Origin of the sequence: Escherichia sp. TW09308, from assembly GCF_000208565.1 — a bacterium.
Lineage (GTDB): Bacteria > Pseudomonadota > Gammaproteobacteria > Enterobacterales > Enterobacteriaceae > Escherichia > Escherichia marmotae.
In genome coordinates this window covers 712,612-737,816 of sequence record NZ_AEME01000001.1, presented here as the reverse complement: position 1 = coordinate 737,816, position 25,205 = coordinate 712,612, and the positions used below count along the sequence as shown (strand labels likewise).

The following is a 25,205-nucleotide window of genomic DNA, read 5'->3' as shown; positions in this document are numbered from 1 at the left end:
CGCCCGGATGCAGAGGTAATCATGAAGCTAACCGATGCAGAAAATGCCGCTGACGGCATTTTTTTTCCCGCCCTTGAACAAAATATGATGGGGGCGGTGTTAATTAACGAAAATGATGAAGTGATGTTTTTCAACCCAGCAGCAGAGAAGCTCTGGGGATATAAGCGCGAAGAGGTCATTGGCAATAACATCGATATGCTCATCCCCCATAATTTGCGCCCTGCACATCCTGAATATATCCGGCATAACCGTGAAGGTGGTAAAGCGCGTGTCGAGGGAATGAGCCGGGAATTGCAACTGGAGAAAAAAGACGGCAGTAAAATATGGACACGATTTGCCCTGTCAAAAGTGACTGCCGAAGGGAAAATTTATTATCTGGCGCTGGTTCGGGATGCCAGCGTTGAAATGGCGCAGAAAGAACAGACCCGGCAGTTGCTCATTGCCGTAGACCACCTCGACCGACCTGTGATTGTGCTCGATCCTGAGCGTCATATCGTGCAGTGCAATCGCGCATTTACCGAAATGTTTGGCTACTGCATCAGCGAAGCCAGCGGTATGCAACCCGATACGCTACTTAACATTCCTGATTACCCGACAGATAACCGCATTCGCTTACAGCAACTATTGTGGAAAACCTCCCGCGATCAGGATGAATTTCTGTTATTGACGCGTACGGGTGAAAATATCTGGATTAAAGCGTCTATCAGTCCGGTCTATGACGTGCTTGCTCATCTACAAAACCTGGTGATGACCTTCTCAGATATCACCGAAGAACGGCAAATCCGCCAACTGGAAGGCAACATCCTCGCTGCCATGTGCAGTAGCCCACCGTTTCACGAAATGGGTGAAATCATTTGCCGTAATATTGAATCCATTCTTCATGAATCACACGTATCGTTGTATGCATTGCGTAATGGGATGCCAGTGCATTGGGCATCGTCCTCTCATGAGGCAGATGTAAAGAATGCACAAAGCTGGGCTGTCACCATTCGCCAGCGTGATGGTGCGCCTGCGGGGATACTGCAAATCAAGACCGCGGCAGGAACAGAAACCAGTGCATTTGTCGAACGTGTGGCAGATATCAGCCAGCATATGGCCGCACTGGCGCTGGAACAGGAGAAAAGCCGCCAGCACATCGAACAGCTAATTCAGTTTGATCCGATGACCGGTCTGCCAAACCGCAATAATCTGCACAATTACCTTAATGACCTGGTCGATAGAGCCGTCTCTCCGGTGGTGTATCTTATTGGCGTCGACCATATTCAGGACGTGATCGACAGCCTCGGCTACGCGTGGGCCGATCAGGCATTGTTAGAGGTCGTTAATCGTTTTCGCGAAAAACTCAAACCCGATCAGTATCTCTGCCGCGTTGAAGGTGCACAGTTTGTCCTCATTAGCCTGGAGGATGAAGTAAGCAACATTACCCAAATCGCTGATGAGCTACGCAACATCATTAGAAAGCCGGTCATCATTGACGATCAACCTTTTCCTTTAACCTTAAGCATTGGTATCAGTTACGACGTTGGCAAAAACCGTGACTACCTGCTTTCTACCGCCCACAATGCGATGGATTTCATTCGCAAAAATGGCGGCAACGGCTGGCAGTTCTTTAGTCCGACAATGAACGAAATGGTTAAAGAGCGGCTGGTATTAGGTGCGGCGCTGAAAGAAGCGATCAGCAACAACCAGTTGAAACTGGTTTACCAGCCGCAGATCTTCGCGGAAACGGGTGAACTGTACGGTCTTGAAGCTCTTGCTCGCTGGTACGATCCACAGCATGGTCATGTTCCCCCTTCCCGGTTTATTCCCCTCGCGGAAGAGATTGGTGAAATTGAAAACATTGGTCGCTGGGTCATCGCTGAAGCCTGTCGCCAGTTAGCAGAATGGCATAGCCAGAATATTCACATCCCGGCGTTATCCGTTAACTTGTCTGCGCTGCATTTTCGCAGTAATCAACTACCCAATCAGGTTTCCGACGCGATGGAAGCCTGGGCGATTGACGGCCACCAGCTAACAGTGGAAATCACCGAAAGCATGATGATGGAACACGATACGGAGATCTTTAAACGCATCCAGATCCTGCGGGATATGGGTGTAGGTTTATCCGTCGATGATTTCGGCACCGGCTTTTCTGGTTTATCACGCTTAGTCAGCCTGCCGGTAACAGAAATCAAAATTGATAAAAGTTTTGTCGATCGTTGTCTGACTGAAAAACGCATTCGCGCCTTGTTAGAAGCTATTACCGGCATTGGACAAAGCCTGAACTTAACCGTAGTGGCTGAAGGTGTAGAAACAAAAGAACAGTTTGAGATGTTACGCAAGATCCACTGCCCCGTTATTCAGGGCTATTTCTTCTCACGCCCTTTACCCGCCGAAGAGATCTCTGTCTGGATGTCTACTGCGCTACCGCTTCAAATCGACGTTTAGTAAATCTTGCCCGCACTGGCGGGCAAGATTTCATGTATTCGTATTAAGCTATTTGCGCGCCGCTATATTAAAATCTGTACATAATACCCGCACCAATAATGTAATTATAATTCTGCATCCCAGGTGAATCTTTATCTTTTACACGTTCACCATTTTCTTTATGATAAATTGTTGTGTTACCAACATCATTAGAGAATCTACTCCATGATATTTCTGTAAAAATACGCGCCTGTGGATTAATGTTATACCCCACACTAATAAGACCTGAGTAATATTTTTGGTTAGATACTTTATCTTTAAATGTAATGTTGCTCAAGTAATGCTGATCTGTGCCTTTCCCTTCTCCCCAGGCGCTATATTTAAATTGCGTTATAATATCAAAATCATGGTAGATATATTTACCAGAAAGACCTAAATAGGGAGCGCTGAATTTTTGTTGGTAACCAATAACTTTTTGGCCATGAGGAATATCACCAATGTCGGCACCGTTGTCATAACTATAGTAACCGCCTTTCGCCAACCAACTGAAACGCGTCTCCTGATAGCCTAACACAGCGCCTAATTGGTAGTTTTGTTCCTTTAAAAACCAACCTGTCATATTGAGATCAAACTGATTTGCAAAATTTAACCGTGTTGCAGGATGATGTGACCAATCGCTCCAGTGTTGTTGCCCCGGTTCCAGCCAGTCATAATCATCCATTAGCGCACCGGCAGAGGCAAGCGTCGTCCAGCCGTTGGCATTAAGAGTCAGCCATGAGACTGCATCCCAGGTTACGCCCATTTTAACAATGGGCGTATTTTGAATTTTCCAGTCCAGTTGGCTAAGTGTGCCACCATTACTATAGACAAACTCACCTGACTCACCATTCAGAAATGAAAGAGAAGCATCAACAAAAACACTGTCAGGTGAGAAATTAAATTCTGAAGATGCACTTGCATACTGGCTTAGATAAATTAACACAATAAAAAAAGAGACCTTTTTCACCGACATGGCTTCATCCTTATTGAACAATATCAATTAGCAAATTAATTGAAATGAATTAATTTAAATAGATTTGAATTGGTTAAAATTAACTAAGTCTTACAATGGCACATATGATTCGCACCATCAAACAGAAAACATAAACAACCCAATATTTACTGATATTCTGAACGAAGTATAAATTCACAACCTGATGCAATAATGATTTTTTATGAGCAGAGGGGATAATGAGCAGAATAAAGATGCGGTTTAAATACGAGATCTCATTGGGATAAGGACAAAGTATCTGTGTAGATAACTTGCCGGATGACGCATCATCCGGCGAGAATTTATGCTTTCAACTGGTAATCCAGCGTAATTTCCGCTTTCAGTACCTGAGAAACCGGACATCCTGCTTTTGCTTTCTGGATAATACCGTCAAAGGTGGAAGCATCAATGCCCGGAACGGCGACTTCGCTTTTCAGTGCAATTTTAGTAATCGCAAAACCGGCATCCACTTTATCCAGTGATACATCGGCAGTGGTATCAATCGATGTTGGTGTGAATCCCGCTTCACCCAGCATTAATGAAAGCGCCATCGAGAAACAAGCGGCATGTGCTGCACCAATCAGCTCTTCCGGGTTGGTTCCTTTTGCGCCTTCAAAACGCGTGTTAAACCCATACGGTTGTTGGTTCAGCACACCGCTCTCGGTAGATACTGTTCCCTTCCCGCGTTTGATATCGCCTTCCCAGTGTGCCTGACCTTTCTTATGGATTGTCATTGTTGCTCTCCTGTGGGCTTAAAAAGGAAATTATAGACTACGGGAGAAACAGCAAGAGGATAAGCAGGATATTCCGAATTAAACCGGCTAAAAAAATCACCTGCGCATTTAAATGGAATGACCGCACCGGATGTCTGGAAATATAGGATTAAAACGATAGCCCAACAAATAAAAGCCAATAACATCATGCATTTAAAATATAAAAATCACCAATCAGGATTATTCCTGGTAACGAGACAATAAATATTTGCCATGCTGAATGTGCTTTATAAATCTGCGAGGCGTAGCAGACACCATAAATACACAGACAAGGAGGATCACTATGTTTACTTATTATCAGGCAGCAAATTCCACAGCAGAACCCGCTCTGGTTAACGCCATTGAGCAAGGCCTTCGGGCAGAGCACGGTGTTGTCACTGAAGATGATATTCTCATGGAGCTGACCAAATGGCTGGAAGCTTCTGATAACGACATCCTCAGTGATATCTACCAGCAAACTATTAATTATGTGGTCAGTGGCCAGCACCCTACACTTTAAGCTGCTATGCTTGATCCGCAACCTTAGGGGTTACGTTTCTTCGCTTTGGCGAATTGTCCTTAAAACTAGTAACAGGATTGAGGAGTTAAAATGAAATCGAACCGTCAGGCCCGTCATATTCTTGGACTGGATCATAAAATATCTAACCAGCGCAAAATAGTTACCGAAGGTGACAAATCCAGCGTGGTAAATAACCCAACAGGCAGAAAACGCCCCGCTGAAAAGTAAGTTTTAACAATCCGTCCTCAATGACGATTAAACACCATTGCCAGCGCAATGGTGTTTTTGTTTTTATCTGCTTTATACTTGGGCCGACGCCCTGGCGGTAAAGCAAAGACGATAAAAGCGCCCCAGGGATGGATATTCAAAAAAGAGTGAGTGACATGGAACCAAAAACAAAAAAACAGCGTTCGCTTTATATTCCTTACGCTGGCCCTGTACTGCTGGAATTTCCGTTGTTGAATAAAGGCAGTGCCTTCAGCATGGAAGAACGCCGTAACTTCAACCTGCTGGGGTTACTGCCGGAAGTGGTCGAAACCATCGAAGAACAAGCGGAACGTGCGTGGATCCAGTATCAGGGATTCAAAACCGAAATCGACAAACACATCTACCTGCGTAACATCCAGGACACCAACGAAACCCTCTTCTACCGCCTGGTGAACAATCATCTTGATGAGATGATGCCCGTCATTTATACCCCAACCGTCGGCGCGGCCTGTGAACGTTTCTCCGAGATCTACCGTCGTTCGCGCGGCGTGTTTATCTCTTACCAGAACCGCCACAATATGGACGACATCCTGCAAAACGTGCCGAATCACAACATTAAAGTGATTGTGGTGACGGATGGCGAACGTATCCTGGGCCTGGGTGATCAGGGTATCGGCGGGATGGGCATTCCAATCGGTAAACTGTCGCTCTATACCGCCTGTGGCGGCATCAGCCCGGCGTATACGCTGCCGGTAGTATTGGACGTTGGCACCAACAATCAGCAACTGCTTAACGACCCGCTGTATATGGGCTGGCGGAACCCGCGTATCACCGACGACGAATACTATGAATTTGTTGATGAATTTATCCAGGCCGTGAAGCAACGCTGGCCTGACGTGTTGCTGCAGTTTGAAGATTTCGCACAGAAAAACGCGATGCCGCTGCTGAACCGTTATCGCAATGAAATATGTTCCTTTAATGATGACATTCAGGGGACCGCCGCGGTAACGGTCGGAACGCTGATAGCAGCCAGTCGCGCGGCGGGTGGTCAGTTAAGCGAGAAAAAAATCGTCTTCCTCGGCGCTGGCTCTGCGGGATGCGGTATTGCGGAGATGATCATCGCCCAGACCCAGCGCGAAGGATTAAGCGAGGAAGCGGCGCGGCAGAAAGTGTTTATGGTCGATCGCTTTGGCCTGCTGACCGACAAGATGCCAAATCTGCTGCCTTTCCAGACCAAACTGGTGCAGAAGCGGGACAATCTCAGCGGCTGGGATACCGACAGCGATGTGCTGTCACTGCTCGATGTGGTGCGCAATGTCAAACCGGATATTCTGATTGGCGTCTCCGGACAGGCCGGGCTGTTTACGGAAGAGATCATCCGCGAAATGCACAAGCATTGCTCACGCCCAATCGTGATGCCTCTCTCTAACCCGACATCACGCGTCGAAGCCACGCCGCAGGACATTATTGCCTGGACCGAAGGTAATGCGCTGGTCGCCACTGGCAGCCCGTTTAATCCCGTGGTATGGAAAGATAAAATCTACCCTATCGCCCAGTGTAACAACGCCTTTATCTTCCCGGGGATCGGGCTGGGCGTTATTGCTTCCGGCGCGTCACGCATCACCGATGAGATGTTGATGTCGGCAAGTGAAACCCTGGCGCAGTATTCTCCTCTGGTGCTGAACGGCGAAGGTCTGGTATTGCCGGAACTAAAAGATATTCAGAAAGTCTCCCGGGCTATAGCTTTTGCGGTCGGCAAAATGGCTCAGCAACAAGGCGTGGCGGTGAAAACCTCCGCTGAAGCTTTGCAACAAGCCATTGACGATAATTTCTGGCAAGCCGAATACCGCGACTACCGTCGTACTTCCATCTAAGTCTCTGCCCGGTAGTGAACACTGCCGGGCAATTTTTCTCTCCCTTTTTCAGATCTCATCCATACTGGGTAGTGGCGAATAAATCTCATTTGCCTCACCTGCTATGCAGAACATCATCCGAAAAGGAGGAACTATGAAGGCTGCGGTTGTTACGAAGGATCATCATGTTGACGTTACGGATAAAACGCTGCGCTCACTGAAACACGGTGAAGCTCTGTTAAAAATGGAGTGTTGTGGTGTATGTCATACCGATCTTCATGTTAAGAATGGCGATTTTGGTGATAAGACTGGCGTAATTCTGGGGCACGAAGGCATTGGTGTGGTGGCGGAAGTTGGCCCTGGAGTAACTTCATTGAAACCAGGCGATCGCGCAAGCGTAGCATGGTTCTTTGAAGGATGCGGTCATTGCGAATACTGTAACAGCGGCAACGAAACCCTCTGCCGTTCAGTTAAAAATGCCGGATACAGCGTTGATGGCGGGATGGCTGAAGAGTGCATCGTGGTCGCTGATTACGCGGTCAAAGTGCCGGATGGCCTGGACTCGGCTGCCGCCAGCAGCATTACCTGCGCGGGCGTCACCACCTATAAAGCGGTGAAACTGTCAAAAATTCGCCCCGGGCAGTGGATTGCTATCTACGGTCTTGGCGGTCTGGGCAACCTCGCCCTGCAATATGCGAAGAATGTCTTTAACGCCAAAGTGATCGCCATTGATGTCAATGATGAGCAACTGAAACTGGCGACCGAGATGGGCGCTGATTTAGCAATTAACTCACGCTCTGAAGATGCTGCCAAAATTGTGCAAGAGAAAACCGGTGGCGCTCATGCCGCGGTGGTGACGGCGGTAGCAAAAGCCGCATTTAACTCGGCGGTCGACGCCGTTCGCGCAGGTGGGCGTGTCGTGGCTGTAGGTCTACCGCCGGAATCTATGAGTCTTGATATTCCACGGCTGGTGCTGGATGGCATTGAAGTCGTAGGTTCGCTGGTCGGCACGCGCCAGGATTTAACCGAAGCCTTCCAGTTTGCCGCCGAAGGTAAAGTGGTGCCAAAAGTCGCCCTGCGTCCGTTAGCGGACATCAACACCATCTTTACCGAGATGGAAGAAGGTAAAATCCGTGGCCGTATGGTGATTGATTTCCGTCGCTAAGAGTCCTTTGCTGCGACTGCCATGTTCGGGTCGCAGCCTGTTTTGCGAGACGCTTTCCGCAATTTCACTCTTCTTCTTTTCCTCCCCCATCTTTCCCCTCACAATTCGCGAAAACGTAGCGAAATTTGTTGCGCTGCACGGAACAATAGTGATAGTGTTCCTTTCGAAGGAACAAGGATGAAGAGATGATAATGAATTTCAGACACAAGGGATTGCGTGACTTGTTTCTTCTCGGCAAAACCTCCGGCGTTATACCGAAGCAAGTCAAACGATTACGCCACCGACTCGCTGTGATTGATGCAGCAAGCTGTCTTGCTGATATCGATATGCCCGGTTACCGACTACACCCGTTAAGCGGCGATCGCGATGAAATTTGGACGATATCTGTCTCGGGCAACTGGCGAATCACATTTGAATTCGTCAATGGCGATGCATACATACTGGATTACGAGGACTATCACTGATGAAAATGGCCAATCATCCCCGCCCGGGGGACATTATTCAGGAATCACTGGACGAACTTAATGTCAGTCTGCGCGAGTTTGCCAGAGCAATGGAAATTGCGCCCTCAACGGCAAGCCGATTGCTGACCGGAAAAGCAGCTTTGACACCAGAAATGGCGATTAAACTTTCCGTGGTGATCGGCAGTTCGCCGCAAATGTGGCTGAATCTGCAAAACGCCTGGAGCCTGGCAGAGGCTGAAAAAACGGTGGATGTGTCGCGACTGCGCCGTCTGGTTACGCAATAAAAAATGGCACCTTATAAAGCGCCATTTGAAACTGATGACAAACGCAACATTGCCCGATGCGCTACGCTTATCAGGCCTACACGTTCACTGCAATCTATTCTGCAATCTATTGGATTTGAACGGTTTGTAGGCCGGATAAGGCGTTCACGCCGCATCCGGCATGAACAAACTACAATAAAAAATGGCGCCTTTTACAGCGCCATTTTCAGCTTAAAGCTCAAAAGAGATTATATCCCTTCTTCACTCTCTTTTTTCGCTTCGGCCTTCTCGATTTCACGATACCAGCGCGGATGGTGTTTCTTCGCCCAACGACGGCTCACCTTTCCTTCGACCATCCCTTTAATCGACCCTTTCACCCAGAATGCCATATACATATGGATCAGGATGGCGTGGATCAGGATGATACCCGCGGCTGCGTGGATCAGCAGACTGTAGCGGACAACCTGAATCGGGAAGTACTGCGCAAAGTACGGACGCCAGATAATCACCCCGGTCACCAGCAGCACGAAAATCATGCTCATGATCGACCAGAACATCATCTTCTGCCCGGCGTTGTACTTACCGACATCCGCCACTTTGTGCTCATTGCCTTTCAATACTTCGACAATGTTCAACAGCCACGGAATATCTTTCTTATCCGGGATGTTGTGATGCACAAAGCGGAAGAACATAAACATCAGCGCGACAAAAATCGCAATGCCGAAGAATGGGTGCAAAATGCGTCCCATCTGCGGCGTACCGAAGGTTTGCGTCAGCCATTGCAGCGTCGGGAAGAAGAACGAAATCCCGGAAAGTGCCACCAGGAAGAAGCAAATCACCACGGTCCAGTGACAGGCGCGATCAATAAACTTGGTGCGCACAATCATTTTCGACTTACTCATGATTTCCCTCCTCGTCATCGTCCACTTCCTTATTCGGGCCAATACCGATGTAGTGGAAAATCAACCCGGCAAAGGTGGCGATAAAGCCAGCCGCTGCCAGCGGTTTCAACGCGCCTTTCCACAAGTTCACCGAAGTATCAATCTTCGGCTCCTTCGGCAGACCGTGATACAGCTCCGGCTGATCGGCGTGATGCAACACATACATGACGTGCGTGCCACCAACCCCTTCCGGGTTGTAGACGCCAGCATGTTCGTAGCCACGCGCTTTCAGTTTCGCCACCCGCTGTTCCGCCAGCTCCAGCATCTCCTTCTTGGTGCCGAAGTGGATCGCCCCGGTCGGACAGGTTTTCACACAAGCCGGTTCCTGGCCGACGCTGACGCGATCGACGCAGAGGGTGCATTTATATACCCGGTTATCCTCTTTGTTGAGGCGCGGAATATTAAACGGACACCCGGCAATGCAGTAACCACAGCCGATGCAGTTTTCCGACTGAAAATCGACAATGCCGTTAGCGTACTGAATGATTGCACCGGCAGACGGACACGCCTTCAGGCAGCCCGGATCTTCACAGTGCATACAGCCGTCTTTACGGATCAGCCACTCCAGCTTACCGTTCTGTTCGGTTTCGCTAAAGCGCATCACCGTCCAGGATTTGGCGCTCAGATCGGCGGGGTTATCGTAGACCCCGACGCAGTGCCCCACTTCATCACGGATGTCGTTCCACTCCGAACATGCCACCTGGCAGGCTTTACAGCCGATACAGGTGGAAACGTCGATAAGTTTCGCGACTTCTGCTTTGTAATCACGCACCTGCGAAGGCGGCGTGATGGAGTTAGTTGCGGACCTTTTGATAATGTCCTGCGTTTCCATAGCCATCTGTTCGCCCCCTTACGCCTTCTCGATGTTGACTAAGAACGCTTTATATTCCGGCGTTTGCGAGTTTGCATCACCGACATTCGGCGTCAGAGTGTTAGCGATATAGCCTTTACGCGCGACACCCTCAAAGCCCCAGTGGATTGGAATACCCACCGTTTCTACCTGTTGACCGTTAACGTTCAGCGGCTTCAGACGGCGCGTTACCACGGCCACCGCGCGGATAAAGCCACGCTTACTGGAGACAGTGACACGATCGCCATTGGCAATGCCTTTCGCCGCCGCCAGCGTTTCGCTGATTTCCACAAACTGTTCCGGCTGGGCGATTGCGTTGAGCAATGCGTGCTTGGTCCAGGTGTGGAAGTGCTCGGTCAGACGGTAGGTCGTACCCACGTAAGGGAACTGCTCTTTTTTACCCATCCGCAGCGCATCTTGTTCATACAGACGCACGACCGGGTTAGACACCACGTTTGGATGCAGCGGGTTCGTACCCAGCGGCGTTTCAATCGGCTCGTAGTGTTCCGGGAATGGACCTTCTGCCATTTTGTTGATGGCAAACAAGCGTCCCATCCCTTCCGGCTGCATGATAAACGGCCCGGTTGGCGTACCCGGTGCGGCATTGCCGAAGTCCGGAATATCATTGCCCGTCCACTTGCTGCCGTTCCACTGGATCAGCATCCGTTTCGGATCCCACGGTTTACCGTTGATATCCGCTGAAGCACGGTTGTACAGCACGCGACGGTTGAGCGGCCACGCCCATGCCCATCCCAGCGTATTCCCCAGACCTGACGGGTCGGAGTTATCGCGGTTGGCCATCTGGTTGCCCTGCTCGGTCCAGCTACCGGTGTAGATCCAGCAAGAAGATGCAGTCGTACCGTCATCACGCAGATGCGCAAAGCTACTCAGCAACTGACCTTTCTTCGCAATCAGCACGCCATTGGCATCATAGAGATCTTCCAGCGCATAGCCGTTGTTCTCTTTTGCCACTTCGTCAGATTGCGGCTCGTGCGGCTGCTTGTAGTTCCAGCTCATCTTCATCAGCGGTTCTACGCCTTTACCACCTTCGGCTTTATACAGCTCGCGCAGATGGTGGTAGATACCCGCCAGAATTTCACCGTCGTTACGCGCTTCGCCCGGAGCGTCCTGACCTTTCCAGTGCCACTGCAACCAGCGACCGGAGTTGGCGATAGAGCCATCTTCTTCAGCAAAGCAGGTCGAAGGCAGACGGAATACCTCGGTCTGGATAGACGCCGGATCGACATCGTTCGACTCGCCGTGGTTCTGCCAGAAGGTGGAGGTTTCAGTCACCAGCGGATCGATAACCACCATGTATTTCAGCTTACTCAGGCAGCTAACTACTTTGTTTTTGTCCGGGAAGGACGCAACCGGGTTAAAGCCCTGGCAGAAATAACCGCTGACCTTGCCTTCGTCCATCATGTTGAAATACTTGATGACGTCGTAGGTCTGATCCCACTTCGGCAGCCAGTCGTAACCCCAGTTGTTTTCTTTCTGTGCGGCATCGCCGTAGAAAGATTTCATCAGGCTAACGAAGAACTTCGGATAATTGCTCCAGTAGTTCACCTGATCAGCCAGCGTCGCTTTCGGCGTATTCGCTTCCAGATACGACTGCAGATCAACCTGTTTTTCTGACGGCAGCGTCAGATAACCCGGTAAGCTGGTAGAGAGCAGACCTAAGTCGGTCAGACCCTGAATGTTGGAGTGGCCGCGCAGCGCGTTCACGCCACCACCAGCCATACCCATGTTGCCGAGCAGCAACTGGATCATCGCCATAGTACGAATGTTCTGCGCACCGACAGTGTGCTGCGTCCAGCCCAGGGCGTACAGGAAGGTGGTTGTGCGATCCGGCGCGCTGGTGGAGGCCAGCACTTCACACACTTTCAGGAAGTCGGCTTTTGGCGTACCACAGATGTTTTCTACAACATCCGGCGTGTAGCGGGAAACGTGCTCTTTCAGCAGGTTCCACACGCAGCGCGGATGAGTCAGCGTATCATCGCGTTTCGCATAGCCATTTTCATCGAACTGATAGTTCCAGGACGACTTATCGTACTGGCGTTTTTCAGCGTCATAGCCGCTGAACAGGCCGTCTTCGAAAGCAAAATCATCACGCACCAGCAGGCTGGCGTTGGTGTAATGCTTAACGTATTCAGCGTTGATTTTGTTGTTTTCGATCAGGTAGCGCAAAACGCCAGACAGGAACGTAATGTCCGTACCGGAACGAATAGGCGCGTAGATATCCGCGACAGAAGCGGTACGCGTAAAACGGGGATCGACAACGATCAAGGTTGCATCGTTGTTGTTTTTCGCTTCCATCGCCCAGCGGAAACCGACGGGATGCGCTTCAGCAGCGTTACCGCCCATCACCATCACGACGTTAGCGTTTTTGATATCCACCCAGTGGTTGGTCATCGCACCGCGACCAAATGTTGGAGCAAGACTTGCTACCGTTGGTCCGTGTCAGACGCGTGCCTGGTTGTCTACCGCCAGCATCCCGAGGGAGCGAGCAAATTTTTGGGTCAGCATCCCGGTTTCGTTGCTGGCACCGGAAGCACACAGCATACCGGTAGAAAGCCAACGGTTAACCGTTACGCCCTGCTCGTTCTTCTCAATAAAGTTGGCATCACGGTCAGCTTTCATCAGCTTCGCAATACGGGAAAATGCTTCATCCCAGCTAATACGCTGCCATTTATCTGAACCTGGAGCGCGATATTCCGGGTAACGCAGACGGTTTTCACTGTTCACGTAGTCCAGCAAACCGGCCCCTTTCGGGCACAGCGCACCGCGGCTTACCGGATGATCCGGATCACCCTCAATGTGATAAATCGCTTCTCTGGCGTTTTTAGCTCCATCACCCAGGCTATACATCAATAGCCCGCAACCTACGGAACAGTATGTGCAGGTGTTACGGATCTCTTTTGCGCGTAATAATTTATAGTTTCGCGCCTGAGCCAGTGCTTGCTTCGGGGCAAAGCCCAATGCTGCTACTGTTGTTCCAGCCATACCGCCCGCGCAGATTTTAAAAAATTGTCTGCGACTGACGTCCATTGCTTTCCTCTTTTTACACGGGTGTAACTGCGCGAGGAAACTAACAGTAAAATTCCGAATCTTTTTGCGCCAAATCAAAAAGAACGCCTGTTTGCCACAAAATAGTTCGCCTTTACAAATTGACCTACCTCAATAGCGGTAGAAAAAGTCACCACGTCCTGACAGGCAGGTTAAAAAAATGCTATAAATTTCAGCGCGATTTTTAATGGCAAGAGAGAAAAAAGAGCAAATATGACAAAACAAAAAGCAACACTCATTGGCCTGATTGCGATCATCTTGTGGAGCACGATGGTTGGGTTGATTCGTGGGGTCAGTGAGGGGCTCGGTCCGGTAGGAGGAGCGGCGGCGATCTATTCATTAAGCGGACTACTATTAATATTCACTGTTGGATTCCCACGTCTTCGGCAGATCCCGAAAGGCTATTTACTTGCTGGCAGCGTATTGTTTGTCAGCTATGAAATTTGCCTCGCGCTTTCTTTGGGATACGCGGCCACCCGCCATCAGGCCATTGAAGTCGGTATGGTGAACTATCTATGGCCCAGCCTGACGATTCTTTTTGCCATTCTTTTTAACGGACAAAAAACAAATTGGCTGATTATTCCAGGATTGCTTTTCGCGTTGATGGGTGTTTGTTGGGTGCTGGGCGGTGAGAATGGCCTGAAATATAATGAAATAATCAATAATATCACTACCAGCCCATTAAGTTATTTTCTGGCGTTTATTGGTGCCTTTATCTGGGCGGCTTATTGCACGGTAACCAATAAATATGCCCGTGGATTTAACGGCATTACCGTTTTCGTTCTTCTGACGGGTGCAAGCCTATGGGTTTACTATTTTCTGTCGCCACAACCAGAGATGGTTTTTAGCACCCCTGTCATCGTCAAACTCATTTCTGCGGCTTTTACTTTAGGATTTGCTTATGCCGCCTGGAATGTCGGTATTTTACATGGCAATGTCACTATTATGGCAGTAGGGTCTTATTTTACCCCCGTACTTTCGTCAGCGCTTGCTGCCGTGCTGCTCAGCGCACCGCTGTCGCTCTCATTCTGGCAAGGCGCACTGATGGTCTGTGGCGGTTCTCTGCTCTGCTGGCTGGCGACACGTCACCGATAAATAAAGATGACAAGATGAGGCCAACGCTTCATACAGCAACAAAACACGTTCAGGGATATGCGGATTTAAAAATTAGTGAAGGAAATGATATATTTTTGTTACATTCAGTAACACATAAGCCTTCAGATAATCCGCTTTCTCACCGCGCGGCTGTGCTTTCTTATCTATTCTTTCATTCAGCACTTCACTCTATTCATCCTTAATTCTAAAAACGGGCGGTTGCGCCCAACGTCCTGTCTTTTCTTTTTTTCATTAACAATGTGTGCATGCGAGGAAGAATATGGCACTGCAAAATGAGAAAAACAATCGTTATCTTTTGCGCGACTGGAAGCCAGAAAATCCGGCATTCTGGGAAAATAAAGGAAAGCATATAGCACGAAGAAATCTCTGGATATCAGTCAGTTGTTTACTTCTTGCGTTCTGTGTCTGGATGTTATTTAGCGCTGTCGCCGTTAATCTCAACAAAATCGGCTTTAATTTTACTACCGATCAACTTTTTTTATTAACCGCATTACCCTCCGTTTCGGGCGCATTATTACGTGTTCCCTACTCCTTTATGGTGCCAATATTTGGTGGACGTCGCTGGACCGTTTTTAGTACCGCTATCCTGATTATTCCCTGCATCTGGCTCGGTTTTGCCGTGCAAAATACAGCCACTCCCTTCGGTGTATTTATTGTAATTGCTCTGCTGTGCGGTTTTGCGGGCGCAAACTTTGCTTCAAGTATGGGAAATATCAGTTTTTTCTTCCCGAAAGCCAAACAAGGTAGCGCACTTGGCATTAATGGCGGACTGGGTAATTTAGGCGTCAGCGTGATGCAACTGGTTGCGCCGCTGGTGATTTTTGTTCCGGTATTTGCCTTTCTTGGTGTTAATGGCGTACCGCAGGCCGATGGCTCTGTGATGTCACTGGCTAATGCTGCCTGGATTTGGGTGCCATTGTTGGTCATTGCCACCATTGCTGCCTGGTCAGGGATGAATGATATTGCCAGTTCACGTGCATCAATTGCCGACCAGTTACCTGTGTTACAACGCCTGCATCTCTGGCTGTTGAGTCTGCTCTACCTCGCCACTTTTGGCTCGTTCATCGGCTTTTCCGCGGGTTTTGCCATGCTGGCAAAAACGCAGTTCCCGGATGTGAATATTCTGCAACTGGCGTTTTTTGGCCCGTTTATCGGTGCCATTGCGCGATCGGTTGGCGGCGCTATCTCCGATAAGTTCGGCGGCGTTCGCGTTACGCTTATCAACTTTATTTTTATGGCTCTGTTCAGTGCGTTGCTGTTTCTGACGTTACCCGGCACGGGTTCAGGTAATTTCATTGCGTTTTACGCCGTATTTATGGGGTTGTTCCTGACGGCGGGTCTGGGAAGTGGCTCTACTTTCCAGATGATTGCCGTCATCTTCCGCCAGATAACCATTTATCGGGTGAAGATGAAAGGCGGTAGCGATGAAGAAGCACAGCGAGAAGCAATCACCGAAACCGCCGCCGCACTTGGCTTTATCTCGGCAATTGGTGCAGTTGGCGGCTTTTTTATTCCACAGGCGTTTGGCATGTCGCTGAATATGACCGGCTCGCCGGTTGGCGCGATGAAAGTGTTTTTAATCTTTTACATCATCTGTGTGCTGCTGACCTGGCTGGTCTATGGTCGGCGGCAGTTTAGCCAAAAATAAGAGATCGATGCCTGATGCGACGCTGACGCGTCTTATCAGTCCTACAACCGTGTCGCACCCGTAGGTCGGAGTCGGATAAGACGTTTACGCCGCATCCGACAAGGCATCAGATCCCAAATCATTCCTGGAGCAGGAGTCATGTCATGAGTAAACTTTTGGATCGCTTTCGCTACTTCAAACAAAAGGGCGAAACCTTTGCCGATGGCCACGGACAGGTGATGCATAGCAACCGCGACTGGGAGGACAGCTATCGACAACGTTGGCAATTCGACAAAATCGTGCGCTCCACCCACGGCGTTAACTGTACTGGCTCCTGTAGCTGGAAAATCTATGTCAAAAACGGCCTGGTAACGTGGGAAATCCAGCAGACCGACTACCCGCGTACCCGCCCTGACCTGCCCAATCATGAACCCCGCGGCTGCCCACGCGGCGCAAGCTACTCATGGTATCTCTACAGCGCCAACCGCCTGAAATACCCACTAATTCGTAAGCGGTTAATCGAATTGTGGCGCGAAGCACTTAAACAGCACAGCGATCCGGTGCTGGCGTGGGAATCGATTATGCATGACCCGCAAAAGTGCTTAAGCTACAAACAGGTGCGCGGACGCGGCGGGTTTATCCGCTCCAACTGGCAGGAGCTGAATCAACTGATTGCCGCTGCTAACGTCTGGACTATCAAAACTTACGGGCCGGATCGCGTTGCCGGATTCTCTCCGATTCCGGCAATGTCGATGGTCTCTTACGCCGCAGGAACACGCTATCTGTCACTACTCGGCGGCACCTGCTTAAGTTTCTATGACTGGTATTGCGACCTGCCACCCGCCTCACCGATGACCTGGGGCGAGCAAACCGACGTCCCTGAATCTGCCGACTGGTATAACTCCAGCTATATCATCGCCTGGGGGTCTAACGTACCGCAGACACGCACGCCAGACGCCCACTTCTTTACTGAAGTACGCTACAAAGGCACCAAAACTATCGCCATTACTCCTGACTACTCGGAGGTGGCGAAACTGTGCGACCAGTGGCTGGCTCCGAAGCAAGGCACCGATAGCGCGCTGGCGATGGCGATGGGGCATGTGATTTTAAAAGAGTTTCACCTCGATAATCCCAGCGATTACTTTATCAACTACTGCCGCCGCTACAGCGATATGCCGATGCTGGTGATGCTGGAACCGCGTGACGATGGCAGCTACGTTCCCGGACGAATGATTCGCGCGTCCGATCTGGTGGATGGACTGGGTGAAAGCAATAACCCGCAGTGGAAAACTGTGGCATTTAATACCGCAGGTGAACTGGTCGTGCCCAACGGTTCGATTGGCTTTCGCTGGGGCGAAAAAGGCAAATGGAATCTGGAATCCATTGCCGCAGGTGCAGAAACCGATTTGTTATTAACCCTGCTCGGCCAACACGACGCTGTCGCTGGCGTGGCTTTCCCCTACTTTGGCGGCATTGAAAATCCGCATTTTCGCAGCGTAAAACACGAACCCGTCCTGGTGCGTCAGTTACCTGTTAAAAACCTGACATTAGCCGATGGCAACACCTGTCCGGTCGTCAGCGTTTATGATCTGGTGCTGGCAAACTACGGCCTCGATCGCGGGCTGGAGGACGAAAACAGCGCGAAAGATTACGATGAAATCAAAGCCTACACCCCGGCCTGGGGTGAGCAAATTACCGGTGTACCGCGCCAGTATATTGAAACCATCGCCCGTGAATTTGCCGATACCGCCCATAAAACCCACGGGCGCTCGATGATTATCCTCGGTGCTGGCGTCAACCACTGGTATCACATGGATATGAACTACCGTGGGATGATCAATATGTTGATTTTCTGCGGTTGTGTCGGGCAAAGCGGCGGCGGCTGGGCGCATTACGTTGGTCAGGAAAAACTGCGCCCGCAAACCGGCTGGCTGCCGCTGGCATTTGCGCTGGACTGGAACCGGCCACCGCGCCAGATGAACAGCACTTCGTTTTTCTACAATCACTCCAGCCAATGGCGCTATGAAAAAGTCACCGCCCAGGAACTGCTCTCACCGCTGGCCGATGCCAATAAATACAGCGGTCATCTGATTGATTTCAACGTTCGCGCTGAGCGCATGGGTTGGCTACCTTCCGCGCCGCAACTGGGGCGTAACCCGCTCGGGCTGAAAGCCGAAGCCGATAAGGCCGGATTATCACCCACCGAATTTACCGCTCAGGCGTTGAAGTCAGGCGAGTTACGCATGGCCTGCGAACAGCCGGACAACGGCAGCAATCATCCGCGTAACCTGTTTGTCTGGCGCTCTAACCTGCTTGGCTCCTCCGGCAAGGGTCACGAGTATATGCAGAAATATCTGCTGGGTACGGAAAGTGGCATTCAGGGGCAAGAACTTGGGCCGACGGAGGGAATTCAACCGGAAGAAGTAGAGTGGCAAACCGCCGCGATAGAGGGAAAGCTCGACCTGCTGGTAACGCTCGATTTCCGTATGTCCAGCACCTGCCTGTTTTCCGATATCGTCCTGCCTACCGCCACGTGGTATGAGAAAGACGATATGAATACCTCGGATATGCATCCGTTTATTCATCCACTTTCTGCGGCGGTCGATCCGGCCTGGGAATCACGCAGCGACTGGGAAATCTACAAAGGTATCGCCAAAGCCTTTTCGCAAGTGTGCGTGGGACATCTCGGCAAAGAAACGGATGTTGTGCTGCAACCGTTGTTACACGACTCTCCGGCAGAGCTCTCCCAGCCGTGTGAAGTGCTCGACTGGCGCAAAGGCGAATGCGATCTGATTCCGGGTAAAACCGCGCCGAATATTGTAGCGGTGGAACGCGACTACCCTGCTACCTATGAACGCTTTACCTCGCTCGGGCCACTGATGGATAAACTTGGCAACGGCGGTAAAGGGATTTCGTGGAATACCCAGGATGAAATCGATTTCCTCGGCAAACTCAATTACACCAAACGCGATGGCCCGGCTCAGGGGCGTCCGCTGATTGATACCGCCATTGATGCATCGGAAGTGATTCTGGCGCTGGCACCGGAAACCAACGGCCATGTTGCGGTAAAAGCCTGGCAGGCGCTGGGTGAGATCACCGGACGCGAACATACTCATCTGGCGCGGCATAAAGAAGATGAAAAGATTCGCTTCCGCGATATTCAGGCGCAGCCGCGTAAAATCATCTCCAGCCCGACCTGGTCTGGCCTGGAAAGCGATCACGTCTCCTACAATGCGGGATACACCAACGTTCACGAGTTAATTCCGTGGCGCACGTTGTCTGGCCGTCAGCAGCTCTATCAGGATCACCCGTGGATGCGTGCCTTTGGCGAAAGTCTGGTGGCTTATCGCCCACCTATCGACACCCGTAGCGTTAGCGAAATGCGCCAGATCCCACCAAACGGCTTTCCGGAAAAAGCCCTTAACTTCCTGACACCGCATCAGAAATGGGGCATTCACTCCACTTATAGTGAAAACCTGTTGATGCTGACGCTCTCACGCGGTGGACCGATTGTCTGGATCAGCGAAACCGATGCCCGTGAACTGACTATTGTTGATAACGACTGGGTGGAGGTCTTTAACGCCAACGGTGCGCTGACTGCCCGCGCGGTAGTCAGCCAGCGTGTACCGCCGGGCATGACCATGATGTATCACGCTCAGGAACGGATTATGAATATCCCCGGCTCGGAAGTGACCGGAATGCGCGGCGGTATTCACAACTCGGTCACCCGCGTTTGTCCGAAACCAACGCATATGATTGGCGGTTACGCGCAACTGGCCTGGGGCTTTAACTACTACGGCACCGTCGGCTCGAACCGCGACGAGTTCATCATGATCCGCAAGATGAAGAACGTGAACTGGCTGGATGATGAAGGTCGCGATCAGGTACAGGAGGCGAAAAAATGAAAATACGTTCGCAAGTCGGCATGGTGCTTAACCTCGATAAATGTATCGGCTGTCACACCTGTTCGGTGACCTGTAAAAACGTCTGGACTGGACGCGAAGGTATGGAGTACGCGTGGTTTAATAACGTCGAAACCAAACCGGGCATTGGTTACCCGAAAAACTGGGAAGATCAGGAAGAGTGGCAAGGCGGCTGGGTTCGCGATGTCAATGGCAAGATCCGCCCGCGGCTGGGCAGCAAAATGGGCGTGATAACCAAAATCTTTGCCAATCCGGTGATACCGCAGATCGACGACTACTACGAACCTTTTACCTTCGACTATGAACATTTGCATAGCGCGCCGGAAGGTAAACACATTCCCACTGCGCGTCCACGTTCGCTGATCGACGGCAAACGGATGGACAAAGTGATCTGGGGGCCAAACTGGGAAGAACTGCTGGGCGGAGAGTTCGAAAAACGCGCCCGCGACCGCAACTTCGACGCCATGCAAAAGGAGATGTACGGTCAGTTTGAAAATACCTTCATGATGTATTTGCCGCGCTTGTGCGAACACTGCCTTAACCCAAGCTGTGTGGCGACCTGCCCCAGCGGCGCTATCTATAAACGCGAAGAAGACGGCATTGTGCTGATCGACCAGGACAAATGTCGTGGCTGGCGCTTATGCATCAGCGGTTGTCCGTACAAAAAAATCTACTTTAACTGGAAAAGCGGCAAGTCAGAAAAATGCATCTTCTGTTATCCGCGAATTGAGTCCGGACAGCCAACGGTCTGCTCCGAGACCTGCGTAGGTCGCATTCGATATCTTGGTGTGCTGCTCTACGACGCCGACCGCATCGAAGAAGCGGCGAGCACGGAACGTGAAGTTGATCTCTATGAGCGCCAGTGCGAAGTGTTCCTCGATCCGCACGATCCCTCGGTGATCGAAGAAGCCCTGAAGCAAGGTATCCCACACAACGTGATTGACGCCGCCCAGCGTTCGCCGGTTTACAAAATGGCAATGGACTGGAAACTGGCGCTGCCGCTGCACCCTGAATATCGCACCCTGCCGATGGTCTGGTATGTGCCACCGCTGTCACCCATTCAGTCTTACGCCGACGCGGGCGGACTGCCCAAAAGCGAAGGCGTGCTGCCGGCCATCGAAAGCCTGCGTATTCCGGTGCAATACCTCGCCAATATGTTAAGTGCGGGTGATACCGGCCCTGTACTACGGGCACTGAAACGGATGATGGCGATGCGGCACTATATGCGTTCGCAAACCGTAGAAGGCGTAACTGATACCCGCGCAATTGACGAAGTGGGTTTGAGCGTCGCCCAGGTCGAAGATATGTATCGCTATCTCGCTATCGCCAACTATGAAGATCGGTTTGTCATCCCAACCAGTCATCGGGAAATGGCGGGTGATGCGTTTGGAGAGCGTAACGGCTGTGGCTTTACCTTTGGCGACGGTTGCCACGGCTCTGATACCAAATTCAACCTGTTCAACAGTAGCCGGATCGATGCCATCGACATTACCGAAGTACGCAATAAAGCGGAGGGGGAATAATGCAAATCCTCAAAGTGATCGGCTTGTTGATGGAGTATCCGGACGAGCTGCTATGGGAGAACAAAGACGACGCACTGGCGCTGATTCGCCGTAACGCGCCGATGCTCACCGATTTCACCTGCGACCTGCTCAATGCACCGCTGTTGGATAAACAGGCTGAATGGTGTGAAGTGTTTGACCGTGGACGTACCACTTCGCTGCTGCTATTCGAACATGTTCATGCCGAGTCCCGCGATCGCGGTCAGGCAATGGTAGATCTGCTGGCGGAGTATGAAAAAGTCGGCCTGCAACTAAATTGTCGCGAGCTGCCTGATTATCTGCCGCTGTATCTGGAGTATTTAAGTGTGCTGCCGGATGACCAGGCTAAAGAAGGTTTGCTCAACGTTGCGCCAATCCTCGCCCTGCTTGGCGGACGCTTAAAACAACGCGAGGCACCGTGGTATCCGTTGTTTGACACCCTGCTGCATCTGGCGGGAAGTACTCTTTCAAGTGACAGTGTCACAAAACAGATACGCAGCGAGGAGCGCGACGACACCCGTCAGGCGCTGGATGCAGTGTGGGAAGAGGAACAGGTGAAGTTTATTGAAGATAACGCCACGGCGTGTGACAGCTCGCCGCTTAATCAATATCAGCGACGCTTTAGCCAGGATGTCGCACCGCAGTATGTCGACATCAGTGCGGGAGGTGGGAAATGATTCAGTATCTGAACGTCTTTTTTTACGATATCTACCCGTACTTGTGTGGCACGGTTTTTATCCTCGGAAGCTGGCTGCGCTACGATTACGGACAGTACACCTGGCGTGCCTCCTCCAGCCAGATGTTGGATAAACGTGGAATGGTGCTGTGGTCGAACTTGTTCCATATCGGCATTCTGGGGATCTTCTTCGGCCATTTGTTTGGCATGCTAACGCCACACTGGATGTACGCATGGTTTCTGCCAGTGGCGGTAAAACAGCAGATGGCGATGATCCTCGGTGGTATTTGCGGTGTGCTGACACTGATTGGCGGAGCGGGGTTGCTGGTACGCCGTTTAACGAATCCGCGTATCAGGGCGACGTCTTCTGGTGCGGATATCCTGATCCTCGCCATTTTGTTAATTCAGTGCATTCTGGGGTTAACCACCATTCCCTTTTCAGCACAACATCCGGACGGCAGCGAAATGATGAAGCTGGTGGGCTGGGCGCAAAGCATCGTCACTTTCCAGGGCGGTGCATCGACGCATCTTGATGGTGTAGCTTATATCTTTCGCCTGCATCTGGTGTTGGGGATGACCATCTTCCTGCTCTTCCCGTTCACCCGACTGGTGCATGTCTGGAGCGCGCCGTTTGAGTACTTTACCCGTCGGTATCAGATTGTGCGCTCGCGGCGTTGATTCTCACGTTGGCCGGATTAGCCCTTCGCTCTCCGGCCACTTGCAGGCTATGCTAGTTCTCCAGCCACAGGAGAACGTTAATGAAACCGCAGGTTTACCACGTCGATGCTTTTACCTCTCAACCGTTTCGCGGCAATTCTGCCGGTGTTGTTTTCCCTGCCGATGATCTCAGCGAAGCGCAAATGCAGCTTATCGCCCGCGAATTAGGCCATTCTGAAACCGCTTTTCTGCTGCACAGCGACGACAGCGATGTGCGCATTCGCTACTTTACGCCAACGGTTGAAGTGCCGATTTGCGGTCACGCGACCGTGGCGGCGCACTATGTGCGTTCGAAGGTATCAGGTTTGGGGAATTGCACCGTCTGGCAAACGTCACTGGCGGGAAAGCACCGCGTGACTATCGAAAAACATAACGATGATTATCGTATTTCGCTGGAACAAGGTTCCCCTGGCTTTGAGCCACCGCTGGAAGGTGAAACACGTGCGGCGATTATCAACGCGCTTCATCTCACTGAAGACGACATTCTGCCCGGTTTGCCGATCCAGGTGGCGACTACCGGACACTCAAAAGTGATGATCCCGTTGAAGCCGGAAGTGGATATCGATGCCCTTTCACCAGACCTTGCTGCGCTGACTGCCATCAGTAAACAGATTGGCTGTAATGGTTTTTTCCCCTTCCAGATCCGCCCTGGTAAAAATGAAACCGATGGACGCATGTTCTCGCCTGCAATTGGCATTGTGGAAGATCCGGTTACCGGCAATGCCAACGGCCCGATGGGCGCATGGCTGGTGCATCACAACGTGTTACCCCACGATGGCAATGTATTGCGTGTTAAAGGCCATCAGGGGCGCGCATTGGGTCGTGATGGAGTGATTGATGTGACGGTGACAATTCGCGATAACCAGCCGGAGAAAGTGACTATTTCTGGTACGGCGGTGATTTTATTTCATGCCGAGTGGGCAATTGATCTTTAAAACCGTTGCCATAAATGGCAGAAAAACAAATTGCCTGATGTGCTTCGCTTATCAGGCCTACAACCGCATCATAATTTATTGAATCTGTTGGCTAATGTAGGCCGGATAAGACGTTTACGCCGCATCCGGCACTCTGACACAAACTATTTACCTGCCTCCGGATGCGTATCAAATGCTGCCATCACCTGCGCCAGCTCATCCTCAGTGAAACCATGTTTTGCATCATCCACGCCCAGACCAAACTGCTCCTGCATCACGGCATATAACGACGCTACATCTGGCAAATTCTGCTGCTCTGCTACGTGACCATTTTCATAACGGGTAAAATGGAAATTGGTCAACGTCAGCTTGCCGCCATCTGGCAAATGACGGCACATCAGCAAATGATGGCGAAAATGCGATTGCGGCCAGTGCGCCGACCAGAAGTTGCCCATCACATAATCGCTTTGCTGCTGTTCACAGAGATCAAAACGGTACATCGACTGCCAGTGCTGATGATGATTAAACTGCAAAATCCAGTCGTCATTTTCCTGTCGCAGGCGATACTCTCCGTGCGGCGTGGCTTGCACGATGTCAGGCACTAAACGAATCGGCGCGGTTAACGTCTGCCCACCAAAACCGACATCGGCAATCCAGCGTTCATCTTCCAGCTCCACCAACAGCAAACGGTGCGTGCGCGGCGGCAACGATGGTGGATTAGATAACACCACGCGTCCTAACAGACTACGAACGTTGAAACCTAACTCGCGTAACACCCGCTCAAACACGCCATTCTGCTCAAAGCAGTAACCACCACGACGGGCGATGACCAGCTTATCTTCCAGCGATTGATCATCCAACTGCATTTCCCTCGGCAGCAAGACGTCGAGGTTTTCAAACGGAATGGTGCAATTGTGTTTCAGGTGTAATGCGCGCAGCGTGTCGATGTTGACCGCAGCGGCTCCCGACCAGTTAATGCGGGCAAAATAGTGATTCAGAATGGGCGTCATCAGGCGTTTCCCTAAGTGGTTTTATCAACTTATAACCTGGATTAGACGTAGCACCGGCTATTTTGTGCGTTCGTGGACATCCATCACGTTCGTAAATCGCCAATCCCGTTAATTTCGTTGCTTATTGCGTTACGAGCTACGCTTTTAAAACCCCCTTCATAGCG

At 50.9% G+C, this 25,205-nt stretch carries 20 protein-coding genes; 14 read left to right on the top strand and 6 right to left on the bottom strand.

Features of this window, described 5'->3' with window-relative positions:
- The first annotated feature begins 21 nt into the window (after positions 1–21).
- Positions 22–2,427, top strand: a complete 2,406-nt coding sequence (gene dosP / locus ESM_RS0103695; RefSeq protein WP_010376406.1) for an oxygen-sensing cyclic-di-GMP phosphodiesterase DosP — start codon at positions 22–24, stop codon at positions 2,425–2,427.
- Positions 2,428–2,494: 67 nt separating this feature from the next.
- Here the strand turns inward: dosP and ESM_RS0103690 are convergent, their stop codons facing one another.
- Positions 2,495–3,418: an omptin family outer membrane protease gene (locus ESM_RS0103690; protein WP_000111970.1), complete on the bottom strand. Its 924-nt coding sequence runs from the start codon at positions 3,416–3,418 to the stop codon at positions 2,495–2,497.
- 320 nt (positions 3,419–3,738) lie between these two features.
- Positions 3,739–4,170, bottom strand: a complete 432-nt coding sequence (gene osmC, locus ESM_RS0103685; protein ID WP_000152293.1) for a peroxiredoxin OsmC — start codon at positions 4,168–4,170, stop codon at positions 3,739–3,741.
- Positions 4,171–4,492: 322 nt separating this feature from the next.
- Here osmC and bdm point away from each other — a divergent pair, with 322 nt between their 5' ends.
- From bdm to ESM_RS0103650, 6 genes are all read left to right on the top strand, one after another.
- The gene (gene bdm / locus ESM_RS0103675; protein ID WP_000495761.1) at positions 4,493–4,708 is read left to right on the top strand and encodes a biofilm-dependent modulation protein; all 216 of its coding nucleotides are present in this window, start codon (positions 4,493–4,495) and stop codon (positions 4,706–4,708) included.
- Between the two features lie 90 nt (positions 4,709–4,798).
- On the top strand, positions 4,799–4,936 hold the full coding sequence (gene sra, locus ESM_RS0103670; protein WP_000841554.1) for a stationary-phase-induced ribosome-associated protein: 138 nt from the start codon (positions 4,799–4,801) through the stop codon (positions 4,934–4,936).
- Positions 4,937–5,091: 155 nt separating this feature from the next.
- A complete protein-coding gene (gene maeA, locus ESM_RS0103665) occupies positions 5,092–6,789 on the top strand; it encodes a malate dehydrogenase (protein ID WP_000433452.1) in 1,698 nt (565 codons plus the stop codon).
- Between the two features lie 133 nt (positions 6,790–6,922).
- Positions 6,923–7,933 (top strand): alcohol dehydrogenase AdhP, encoded by a 1,011-nt coding sequence (adhP, locus tag ESM_RS0103660; RefSeq protein WP_000642389.1) that lies wholly within the window; start codon positions 6,923–6,925, stop codon positions 7,931–7,933.
- A 185-nt stretch (positions 7,934–8,118) separates the two neighbouring features.
- Positions 8,119–8,397 carry a type II toxin-antitoxin system RelE/ParE family toxin gene (locus ESM_RS0103655; protein WP_000605672.1) on the top strand — a complete coding sequence of 93 codons (279 nt, stop codon included), beginning with the start codon at positions 8,119–8,121 and terminating at the stop codon, positions 8,395–8,397.
- Positions 8,397–8,681: a HigA family addiction module antitoxin gene (locus tag ESM_RS0103650; RefSeq protein ID WP_000781370.1), complete on the top strand. Its 285-nt coding sequence runs from the start codon at positions 8,397–8,399 to the stop codon at positions 8,679–8,681. Before ESM_RS0103655 ends, ESM_RS0103650 begins: the two co-directional genes overlap by 1 nt.
- A 227-nt stretch (positions 8,682–8,908) precedes the next feature.
- Here the strand turns inward: ESM_RS0103650 and fdnI are convergent, their stop codons facing one another.
- The 3 genes from fdnI to fdnG are packed head-to-tail and all read right to left on the bottom strand — an operon-like array spanning position 8,909 to position 13,499.
- Positions 8,909–9,562, bottom strand: a complete 654-nt coding sequence (gene fdnI, locus ESM_RS0103645; RefSeq protein WP_000045637.1) for a formate dehydrogenase-N subunit gamma — start codon at positions 9,560–9,562, stop codon at positions 8,909–8,911.
- Positions 9,555–10,439 (bottom strand): formate dehydrogenase N subunit beta, encoded by an 885-nt coding sequence (gene fdnH / locus ESM_RS0103640; protein ID WP_001240589.1) that lies wholly within the window; start codon positions 10,437–10,439, stop codon positions 9,555–9,557. Before fdnH ends, fdnI begins: the two co-directional genes overlap by 8 nt.
- Positions 10,440–10,451: 12 nt before the next feature.
- Positions 10,452–13,499 carry a formate dehydrogenase-N subunit alpha gene (gene fdnG / locus ESM_RS0103635; protein ID WP_077633351.1) on the bottom strand — a complete coding sequence of 1,016 codons (3,048 nt, stop codon included), beginning with the start codon at positions 13,497–13,499 and terminating at the stop codon, positions 10,452–10,454.
- 231 nt (positions 13,500–13,730) lie between these two features.
- Between fdnG and yddG the strand changes: the two genes are divergently transcribed.
- The 7 genes from yddG to ESM_RS0103595 all read left to right on the top strand — a co-directional run bounded on the left by yddG (position 13,731) and on the right by ESM_RS0103595 (position 24,052).
- Positions 13,731–14,612 carry an aromatic amino acid efflux DMT transporter YddG gene (gene yddG / locus ESM_RS0103625; protein ID WP_000166096.1) on the top strand — a complete coding sequence of 294 codons (882 nt, stop codon included), beginning with the start codon at positions 13,731–13,733 and terminating at the stop codon, positions 14,610–14,612.
- 280 nt (positions 14,613–14,892) lie between these two features.
- Positions 14,893–16,281, top strand: a complete 1,389-nt coding sequence (gene narU, locus ESM_RS0103620; protein WP_001207879.1) for a nitrate/nitrite transporter NarU — start codon at positions 14,893–14,895, stop codon at positions 16,279–16,281.
- Positions 16,282–16,424: 143 nt separating this feature from the next.
- Positions 16,425–20,165, top strand: a complete 3,741-nt coding sequence (gene narZ / locus ESM_RS0103615) for a nitrate reductase Z subunit alpha (RefSeq protein ID WP_000040482.1) — start codon at positions 16,425–16,427, stop codon at positions 20,163–20,165.
- A complete protein-coding gene (gene narH / locus ESM_RS0103610) occupies positions 20,162–21,706 on the top strand; it encodes a nitrate reductase subunit beta (RefSeq protein ID WP_000702537.1) in 1,545 nt (514 codons plus the stop codon). Before narZ ends, narH begins: the two co-directional genes overlap by 4 nt.
- Complete coding sequence (narW, locus tag ESM_RS0103605; protein WP_001166382.1) at positions 21,706–22,401, top strand: nitrate reductase molybdenum cofactor assembly chaperone; 696 nt, start codon at positions 21,706–21,708, stop codon at positions 22,399–22,401. Before narH ends, narW begins: the two co-directional genes overlap by 1 nt.
- Positions 22,398–23,078 (top strand): respiratory nitrate reductase subunit gamma, encoded by a 681-nt coding sequence (gene narI / locus ESM_RS0103600; RefSeq protein WP_000617140.1) that lies wholly within the window; start codon positions 22,398–22,400, stop codon positions 23,076–23,078. Before narW ends, narI begins: the two co-directional genes overlap by 4 nt.
- Before the next feature lie 80 nt (positions 23,079–23,158).
- Positions 23,159–24,052, top strand: coding sequence for a PhzF family isomerase (locus tag ESM_RS0103595; RefSeq protein ID WP_000804361.1), 894 nt, complete (start codon positions 23,159–23,161; stop codon positions 24,050–24,052).
- A gap of 143 nt (positions 24,053–24,195) precedes the next feature.
- Here ESM_RS0103595 and nhoA read toward each other — a convergent pair whose 3' ends face one another.
- Positions 24,196–25,041, bottom strand: a complete 846-nt coding sequence (gene nhoA / locus ESM_RS0103590) for an N-hydroxyarylamine O-acetyltransferase (protein WP_000187926.1) — start codon at positions 25,039–25,041, stop codon at positions 24,196–24,198.
- Positions 25,042–25,205: the final 164 nt, after the last annotated feature.